This is a genomic window from Burkholderia dolosa (genome assembly GCF_902499135.1).
GTDB classification, from domain to species: Bacteria; Pseudomonadota; Gammaproteobacteria; order Burkholderiales; family Burkholderiaceae; genus Burkholderia; species Burkholderia dolosa.
On record NZ_CABVPR010000108.1, the window covers coordinates 1 to 9869 of the forward strand.

General features: G+C 58.4%; 6 protein-coding genes. 3 read left to right on the top strand and 3 right to left on the bottom strand.

All coding sequences use genetic code 11. The features are described 5' to 3' along the window. From dnaA to gyrB, 3 genes are all read left to right on the top strand, one after another. Positions 1-1192, top strand: a 1192-nt coding sequence (gene dnaA / locus BUB20358_RS27125; RefSeq protein WP_254593985.1) for a chromosomal replication initiator protein DnaA, incomplete at its 5' end; no start/stop codon positions are given. A 168-nt stretch (positions 1193-1360) separates the two neighbouring features. Continuing rightward, positions 1361-2467: a DNA polymerase III subunit beta gene (dnaN, locus tag BUB20358_RS27130; RefSeq protein ID WP_006763042.1), complete on the top strand. Its 1107-nt coding sequence runs from the start codon at positions 1361-1363 to the stop codon at positions 2465-2467. Between the two features lie 192 nt (positions 2468-2659). After that, complete coding sequence (gene gyrB, locus BUB20358_RS27135; protein ID WP_035971491.1) at positions 2660-5134, top strand: DNA topoisomerase (ATP-hydrolyzing) subunit B; 2475 nt, start codon at positions 2660-2662, stop codon at positions 5132-5134. Between the two features lie 838 nt (positions 5135-5972). On the opposite strand, the gene BUB20358_RS27140 is transcribed toward gyrB, so the two are convergent. The 3 genes from BUB20358_RS27140 to dcm all read right to left on the bottom strand — a co-directional run bounded on the left by BUB20358_RS27140 (position 5973) and on the right by dcm (position 9395). Further along, positions 5973-7304 (bottom strand): MvaI/BcnI family restriction endonuclease, encoded by a 1332-nt coding sequence (locus tag BUB20358_RS27140; protein WP_081293556.1) that lies wholly within the window; start codon positions 7302-7304, stop codon positions 5973-5975. Positions 7305-7565: 261 nt separating this feature from the next. Further along, a complete protein-coding gene (locus BUB20358_RS27145) occupies positions 7566-8051 on the bottom strand; it encodes a very short patch repair endonuclease (protein ID WP_081293555.1) in 486 nt (161 codons plus the stop codon). 57 nt (positions 8052-8108) lie between these two features. Further along, positions 8109-9395 (bottom strand): DNA (cytosine-5-)-methyltransferase, encoded by a 1287-nt coding sequence (gene dcm / locus BUB20358_RS27150; protein ID WP_035971490.1) that lies wholly within the window; start codon positions 9393-9395, stop codon positions 8109-8111. Positions 9396-9869: the final 474 nt, after the last annotated feature.

Consider the following 9869-nt stretch of genomic DNA (forward strand, 5'->3'; position numbering starts at 1 on the left):
CGACGTGCCGATGACGCCGTCGGCCGCCGCTGCCGCGCACCTGAACGCCGACGACGCCGACATCGACCTGCCGAGCCTGCCCGCGCACGAAGCGGCCGCCGGCCGCCGCACGTGGCGTCCGGGCCCGGGCGCCGCGCCGGCCAACGGCGGCGAAGCCGATTCGATGTACGAGCGCTCGAAGCTGAACCCCGTGCTCACGTTCGACAACTTCGTGACCGGCAAGGCGAACCAGCTCGCGCGCGCGGCCGCGATCCAGGTCGCCGACAACCCCGGCATCTCGTACAACCCGCTGTTCCTGTACGGCGGCGTCGGCCTCGGCAAGACGCACCTGATCCACGCGATCGGCAACCAGCTGCTGCTCGACAAGGCCGGCGCGCGGATCCGCTACATCCACGCGGAACAGTACGTGTCCGACGTCGTGAAGGCGTACCAGCGCAAGGCGTTCGACGATTTCAAGCGCTACTACCATTCGCTCGACCTGCTGCTGATCGACGACATCCAGTTCTTCTCCGGCAAGTCCCGCACGCAGGAGGAATTCTTCTACGCGTTCGAGGCGCTCGTCGCGAACAAGGCGCAGGTGATCATCACCAGCGATACGTATCCGAAGGAGATTTCGGGGATCGACGACCGCCTGATCTCGCGCTTCGATTCCGGGCTGACCGTCGCGATCGAGCCGCCCGAGCTCGAGATGCGCGTCGCGATCCTGATGCGCAAGGCGCAGTCCGAAGGCGTGAACCTGTCCGAGGACGTCGCGTTCTTCGTCGCGAAGCATCTGCGCTCGAACGTGCGCGAGCTCGAAGGCGCGCTGCGCAAGATCCTCGCGTATTCGAAGTTCCACGGCCGCGAGATCTCGATCGAGCTGACCAAGGAAGCGCTGAAGGACCTGCTGACCGTGCAGAACCGGCAGATTTCGGTCGAGAACATCCAGAAGACCGTCGCCGATTTCTACAACATCAAGGTCGCCGACATGTACTCGAAGAAGCGCCCCGCGAACATCGCGCGGCCGCGGCAGATCGCGATGTATCTGGCGAAGGAACTGACGCAGAAGAGCCTGCCGGAAATCGGCGAGCTGTTCGGCGGGCGCGATCACACGACCGTGCTGCACGCGGTGCGCAAGATCGCCGACGAACGCAGCAAGGACGCGCAGCTGAACCACGAGCTGCACGTGCTGGAACAGACGCTGAAGGGCTGAGCGCGCGGGCGCACTTGATGATTCGGCATCCGCCCCAAATTATCTGGGGCGGTTCGGTTTTGAGGCACAATACAGGTTTGACCGCTCCGGCGGCGGCGGGCCCGAGCCCGGCCGGCGGGGCGCTGCGAGGCTGCTGCGCTGCAGGCCGTTACTCAACGAAGGAACTCTATGCAACTGGTCAAGACCGAACGAGACACCCTCCTCAGGCCGCTGCAAACGGTCAGCGGCATCGTCGAACGCCGCCATACGTTGCCGATCCTCGCCAACCTGCTGATCACCAAGAACGGCCCGGACGTTTCATTCCTGTCGACCGACCTGGAGCTGCAGATCACCACGCGCGCCGATTTCGGCGTCGGCGGCGACCAGGTGGCGACCACCGTTGCGGCCCGCAAGCTGCTCGACATCCTGCGCGCGATGCCTGACGGCCAGGTCACGCTGTCGCTCGCCGACAAGCGCCTGACCGTTCAGTCCGGCAAGAGCCGCTTCGCGCTGCAGACGCTCGCGGCCGACGAGTTCCCGACCGTCGCGCAGGCGAAGGATTTCGGCGCGAGCCTGACCGTCCCGCAAAAGTCGTTCCGCCAGTTGCTCGGGATGGTCCACTTCGCGATGGCGCAGCAGGACATCCGCTACTACCTGAACGGGATGCTGCTCGTCGTCGACGGCGACCAGCTGATGGCCGTGGCCACCGACGGCCACCGCCTCGCGTTCTCGTCGATGAAGCTCGAAGGCGGCACGTTCGGCCGCCAGGAAGTGATCGTCCCGCGCAAGACGATTCTCGAACTGCAGCGCCTGCTCGAAGACATCGACGACACCGTCACGATCGACATCGCGCAGACGCAGGCGAAGTTCACGTTCGGCCAGGTCGAACTGGTGTCGAAGCTCGTCGAGGGCAAGTTTCCCGACTTCCAGCGCGTGATTCCGAAGGCGCACAAGAACACGTTCCAGATCGGCCGCGAAGAACTGCAGCGTTCGCTGCAGCGCGCGGCGATTCTCACGTCGGACAAGTTCAAGGGCGTGCGCTGCATCGTCGCGCCGGGCCAGCTGAAGATCATGTCGACCAACGCCGATCAGGAAGAGGCGCAGGAAGAACTGGAAATCGCGTATCAGGGCGATACCGTCGACATCGGCTTCAACGTCACGTATCTGCTCGACGTGCTCGCGAACCTGAAGGTCGACACCGTGCAGGTGAGCCTCGGCGACGCCAGCTCGAGCGCGTTGATCACCGTGCCCGAGAACGACGAGTTCAAGTATGTCGTGATGCCGATGCGCATCTGACGCGCACGACACACGACACATTCCAGGGGGCGGCAAGCCCCTTTGGCGTTTTTATGGCGATTCGACAACCCCTCCTTCCCGCGCCGGGCCGGCGCCCTGGAGGGGCCAGGAAAACTGGAGCGGCCCGGCGTTTTCTCGCGGAAACGCACAGCGCCGCCGCCTTGAGTGGCCTCGCAGAACCGGAAGATATCCATGAGTGAACAGCACAATTCGCAGCCCGATAACAGCAGCTACGGCGCCTCGTCGATCCAGATCCTCGAAGGCCTGGAAGCGGTGCGCAAGCGCCCCGGGATGTACATCGGCGACACGTCGGACGGCACCGGTCTGCATCACCTCGTGTTCGAGGTGCTCGACAACTCGATCGACGAGGCGTTGGCCGGGTACTGCAACGACATCCACGTGACCATTCACGCCGACAACTCGATTTCCGTCGTCGACAACGGCCGCGGGATTCCGACCGACGTGAAGATGAACGACAAGCACGAGCCGAAGCGCAGCGCCGCCGAGATCGTGATGACCGAGCTGCACGCCGGCGGCAAGTTCGACCAGAACAGCTACAAGGTGTCGGGCGGGCTGCACGGCGTCGGCGTGTCGTGCGTGAACGCGCTGTCGAGCTGGCTGCGCCTCACCGTGCGCCGCAACGGCAAGAAGCATTTCATGGAGTTCCATCGCGGCGTCGCGCAGAATCGGATTCTCGAGACCGTCGACGGCGAGGAAGTGTCGCCGATGCAGATCATCGGCGATACCGAGAACCGCGGCACCGAAGTGCACTTCATGGCCGATCCGACGATCTTCGGCACCGTCGAGTATCACTACGACATCCTCGCGAAGCGGATGCGCGAACTCTCGTTCCTGAACAACGGCGTGCGGATCCGTCTGACCGACCTGCGCTCGGGCAAGGAAGACGATTTCGCGTTCGCCGGCGGCGTGAAGGGCTTCGTCGAGTACATCAACAAGACGAAGAGCAACCTGCACCCGACGATCTTCCACGTGATCGGCGAGAAGGACGGCGTGGGCGTCGAAGTCGCGATGCAGTGGAACGACAGCTACAACGAGAACGTGCTGTGCTTCACGAACAACATTCCGCAGCGCGACGGCGGCACGCACCTGACCGGCCTGCGGGCCGCGATGACGCGCGTGATCAACAAGTACATCGCCGACAACGAAATCGCGAAGAAGGCGAAGGTCGAGACGACCGGCGACGACATGCGCGAAGGCTTGTCGTGCGTGCTCTCCGTGAAGGTGCCGGAGCCGAAGTTCAGCTCGCAGACCAAGGACAAGCTCGTGTCGTCCGAAGTGCGCGCGCCGGTCGAGGAAGTTGTCGCGAAGGCGCTCGAGGAGTTCCTGCTGGAAACGCCGAACGACGCGAAGATCATCTGCGGGAAGATCGTCGAAGCCGCGCGCGCGCGCGATGCCGCGCGCAAGGCGCGCGAGATGACGCGCCGCAAGGGCGTGCTTGACGGCGTCGGCCTGCCCGGCAAGCTCGCCGACTGCCAGGAGAAGGATCCGGCGAAGTGCGAAATCTACATCGTCGAGGGCGACTCCGCGGGCGGCTCGGCGAAGCAGGGGCGCGACCGCAAGTTCCAGGCGATCCTGCCGCTGCGCGGCAAGGTGCTGAACGTCGAGAAGGCGCGCTACGACAAGCTGCTGTCGTCCGAGCAGATCGTCACGCTCGTGACCGCGCTCGGCTGCGGGATCGGCAAGGACGATTACAACCTCGACAAGCTCCGCTATCACCGGATCATCATCATGACCGACGCGGACGTCGACGGTGCGCACATCCGCACGCTGCTGCTCACGTTCTTCTATCGGCAAATGCCGGAGATGGTCGAGCGCGGGTACGTGTACATCGCGCAGCCGCCGCTTTACAAGATCAAGGCGGGCAAGGACGAGCGGTATCTGAAGGACGACGCGGAGCTGAACGCGCATATGCTGCGCCTCGCGCTGCAAGGGTCGGAGCTCGTGCCGAGCGAGAATGCGGCGGCGATTTCGGGCGATGCGCTCGGCGAGCTGGCGCGGTCGTACCTGCTGTCGCAGAGCGTGATCGACCGGTTGAGCCGGTTGTACGATCCGGCGGCGCTCGAGGCGATCATGGACGGCGTGGCGATCGATCTGTCGAGCGAGGCGTCGACGGAGGCTTCGGCCAAGGCGCTGCACGCTGCGCTGCATGACGACGCGCTGAAGAACGAAGTGCGCGTGGTGCCTTCGTATGACGCGGTGCGCGAGCAGCGGTCGTTGCGCGTCGAGCGCGCGCATCACGGGAACGTGCGCGTGTCGGTGATCGACGAGGAGTTCCAGCATACGGCGGATTATCAGCAGCTCGTGACGACCGCGAATACGTTCAAGGGGCTTATCGGCGAAGGCGCGGTGATCAAGCGCGGCGAGCGCAGCATGGCCGTCAAGGACTTCAAGAGCGCGATGAAGTGGCTGCTGGCGGATGCCGAGCGGAACGTGTCGAAGCAGCGGTATAAGGGCTTGGGCGAGATGAACCCGGAGCAGCTGTGGGAAACGACGATGGATCCGAATGTGCGGCGTCTGCTGCGCGTGCAGATCGAGGATGCCATTGCGGCGGACGGGATCTTTACGACGCTGATGGGCGATGAGGTGGAGCCGCGGCGGGCGTTTATCGAGTCTAATGCGTTGAGGGCGGGGAATATTGATGTTTGAGGGTGTTGTGTAGACGGTCGCATATCCTGAGAAAAACGGACGCATAAACTGAGAATTTATGGGTTTCGCTTTTCAATAGCCGCCGATATTTGGTGGCATAGATAGCTCTGTACAGAGACCGCCGGGTCTGTAAGTCGAGATACTTACAGACCCATTTTTCTATAGGGGTTGGTTGAGTCGCAACTATATACATCGATATACCGGATGCCTATAGTTGACTCTAGGCCTATCGTTGCCGCAGGCAAGACAAAGGCCGGTCGATTTCATGCGTCCCGTCCATGTCGGGTCGTGACGGGCGCCCGTGGCCGTCTTGACCCACAGCGAAATCGCTGGCCCGAAAGGGGGTAGAGAAGGGTCGTGGGCGCACATCCGGCAGATTCCCATCGCCCGCGAAAATCACTAGAATTTGCTTACCTTAAGCGCAGTTTTTCGAAAACTGCCACGCGCGCGACCGCCAGTTCATTGACGGGGAGAGCCCGGTTCCGGGGGCTTCGACCACACCGCGTTTGACATGGCCTTGGTCAGAATTTCTCGACTTATGCGTCCGCTTTTCTCACGTTATGCATCCGCGCCGGCCGGGGAGCCTTATCTGGCAAGCGCTAGTTTCTCGCGATATGCGACCGTCTACACCGCTTGCGACTACGGGACATTGTTCGAGTCCTGACTCCCGATTGTATAAAACAAAGGGTTAGTTCCGGCTAGCCCTTTGTCATTTTTTGGGACCAGTCAGTCGTTGAGGATCCAAACGTATCAACCTCTAAGCTCTCGCGCAACGAACCTCTCAGCGGCGGCCCCATCGTCCCCCAACATGCAGCACACCTTTTGCGAGTCCGCCCTGTCAATCAAACTCGTCAACTCTAACAGATTCGAATTTTTGATAAAGCGACGCAATATCCCTGACGCCAATTCTAAATTGACTTCTCGCCTTTGTTCTGGAAATCGTCATACTGGCGCGCTCTAGTTTTGGAGCAGGATCATAGACAATCTTTCCTTCGGAAAGGACTTTCAAAAACATCTCGAACTCCGTTCCTTCGCCAAGCAAAACAGGGCTATTGTAATTATAATTTGCCGGCATAGTCAAAGTTTTTGTATATGGAACATACGCGGCGGCCGCGTGCTTTCGCGCCCATTGTTCTACAAGCCGGGTATACGTCCATTCGGCCGAAACCTCTCCATTCGCATCGATCAATTGAATTCCGCCATTTACGTCGACGATTTTTCTCGATTCTTTGTCAAATCCGACAGTAATAAGAGTATGACCTGACGATTTTGCTGGCAAGCCGATCTTATGCGACCCGGTGAAATAGATAACGTCGTTCGGCAGGCTCCGCCCGTACTTTCGAAGAAACGCCTCTACACCATTACGGCCATAATAGCCAGCATCCGGCTCCGGAGTCATCAAAGTGATTCTTGATCCACTATATGCCTTCAACTCCCACCCCATAAAGTCTGGTGCAGAGCGCCCATTTGGAACAATGCCAAATAAAGCCTCGAGTGTATATCCTCCCCCATTTCGAGCCGAGTAAACAGTTCGGTTACCCAAGCGATCAAGTTTCATGGAGCAATGTGGATTCAAACGATAAATCTCTCGCAGACGTTCCAGAAGAAGGCTGCGTGCGTCCGGCCCTTCTTGCAGAACAATCTCACGCAGTGTGCCAGGATCTGACTGGCCTGCTTTTTCCATACGCGCCCGTACGGCCGCCGCAATAGGCGACGAGGCTGTAGCCAAGTACGTGAATACGGAGTTATCCGAGACACCAAAGAACAGCACTCTTCCATCGGGACCGTTATTGCATTTTCGTTCGCTTTTCGGAATCGGCCGAAGCATTGTTGCCGGAGCCAACGGACAGCCCCTAAGAAAACCTGAAAGGCGAACCTCCGGATACTTGGGATACAAAATTAACTGTGCTCCCGGGGCAAGCGCCTTCCTTCCCTCGCCATCAATCCAGAACAGCGAAATATCCGCTTTGAAGTTAGGAACCTTGGTGCTCGCGTCAGAACGAATTGCTCCAAAAGCGAGCAACTGTAAAACTTCAAAGCTTTTCCCTAGATAAATCTGCTGCTTACTATTGTCATTTTCTGCAAGAAACTTGCAATAAATATGTCGTGCCCCATGCCCTAAAAGACTACGGACCAATGCATCGAGGGTCTCAAACTCTCGCAATCCCATTCCCCTTGTTTCTATATTAATCAAGTATCCGAGGATTTTTCATGAAAAACAAGGCCTTGGAAACCCGGATTTGTCGCCAGATACCCCGTTAAAACATATTCGATGGCTGATATGCCGGGACACGAAAAAGCGGCATTCCCTGTCGCGCGCAATTATATCGTGAAGCCGTCCACTTTTGTCTCAGTGGAGTCGACCATCTAACGGTGTTGGGCCGCGGTCAAGTCGACGACCACGATGCAAAGGATCGAAACCGTCCACGCGTCATGCATGCAAGGACAATTGGTGAAGGTGGCCATCAATCCCGATTTCCGAGCTCGGTGCCTCGCTGGTTATCCATTGCGCGACATTTTCGACGAGTGCATTGTTAGATTGGTTAATCCTGGACTCGCGCGTCGCGCATTCCCATATAACAAGTACGCGCCAACCCAAGGCTTGTACTGTTTCCAGAGCTCCCTCGTCTCTTTGCCTGTTCTTCGAGAGCTTTTGCCGCCAGAATTCTGTTCGGCTTCCGGGAAGCTTGAAGTATTTGCAGTCGTGCATGTGCCAAAAGCACCCATGCACGAATATGACAGCGCGATATTTCGGAAACACCATGTCCGGCCTTCCCGGCAGGTTAGGCGAATGCAAAAGGTAGCGAAAACCTTTCGCATGCAGAGCCCGCCGGACAAACAGTTCTGGCGCCGTGTCCTTTCCGCGAATTCCGGACATCATACGACTACGTGTCTCCTTGTCGACGACGTCCGTCATTAACTCCTCCGTCTTTGAAAAATTGCACCCGAGTAAACTCGAGCACAGTTTTCATCGTCAACTCGTTGCCACTCGGTGATCGTCGGATTCATCCGTGAATAGATCTCCAATAACCGGAACAAAACCATCCTCTACAATCCATGGCTTAACGACCCGGGCAACCTCCTTAAATACCGGCATAACGACAGAATTCCCAAACTGTTTGTACGCACGTGTGTCCGACACCGGAATTACAAAATTGTCCGGGTATCCCATTAACCTCGCGCATTCGCGAGGAGTCAGGCGCCGTGGATTTTTACCTTTCTGAGCAACAAGAATTTCGGAGCCATCCTTGTAGTAGCGTGCCGACAACGTGCGCGCGATGTCTTCCGGTCCCACGAGACCATAGCCAAAGCCGTTTCCTTTCGCTTTGTGTTTTGCCGCATAGTCTTGAAGGTACTTCCAGAGATTGGGCGTTAGTGTGTACTTGTCATTCACTTTCTGCTTTTCATGATCAAAGTACCGGTCTCCGTCGTGCTCGAGCCGCGGCTCACTGCCATCAAGCTTGTGCAAAATATCCTTCATCTTTATCCCGCCCTTCTCAGGCAATTGAAGCGATTCCCAACTAAACGGAGTCGGCTCCCTAAATCCGACGATCACGATGCGCTCGCGGTGCTGTGGTGTCCAGTGTTGACCATCGATGATGCGGTAGTGGACGTGATAGCCAAGCTGATGCCGAAGCGTCCTGATAATCACATCAAAAGTACGTCCCTTGTCATGGGACTGCAGGTTCTTAACGTTCTCGAGCACAAATGCTTTCGGGCGTTTTTCCTGGATGATCCTTGCGACGTCGAAGAACAATGTACCCTGCGTCTCGTCCTGGAAGCCGTGTGCGCGGCCGAGTGCGTTCTTCTTGGACACACCGGCAATGCTGAACGGCTGACAAGGGAAACCCGCGAGTAGCACGTCATGGGAGGGAATGCTCGTTTCGTCGACGTCAGTGATGTCACCATGAATCGGCATGCCGTCCGGGAAATTTACGTGGTACGTCTTCTGCGCATAACTGTCCCATTCGCTGGTAAACACACAGCGCCCGCCATTGAGCTCGAATGCCATACGTATGCCGCCAATGCCAGCAAACAAGTCGATGAAGGTGAAATCCGCCGTTGCCGCAGTCGTTCCGAACGGCTGGAGCATCGACCTCAGAGTGTCTACTACATATGGCTTCGGGGCAGTAGCTTTCGAGAGCCAGCGGCTCACAGTTGAAGACCCTACGCCGAGCCGCTCCGCAATTTCTGTTCGCGAGAAGTAGCGCACTGCTTCGTGCAGGTACTGAAGTGCCAAGGTGCTATCAGGAGATTTCATTGAGTCGCTGGGAATTTTTTGTGCATATTGCTCACTCTGATTCCCAGAGTCAAGCAGAGTTAACGAACCGCTCGGAGAGCCCCGAACGCCGAATGTGGCGACCGCGGGAACACATATCCGAGCATGTTTAAACCCACATGAACGGTACGCGGGCGCCGGATGCACCATGGTGTACATGGTGAAACCGCACGTTGATGAAGGCCATATGTCCGTTGGCCGACGTAGTCGCTTGGTCGCTGGTTCGGACAGGAGTCGCCAATCGGTGGGGTCTGCGCGAACACGGCGTCCGGTGATCGCGAAGCTCACCAGCCTGTAACGAGATAGGGCCTTGTCGCCAAGTGGCCGTCGACTCGCGAAGCCGACCCAAGACGTCCGGAATTACGTCGAAAAGTCACGCGCGGGCCTATCCGTGATTTCGTGGGCGGGGCATATCATGAGGTGTAAAAGTCATGGATATGCCAATGAAGAAGAAAA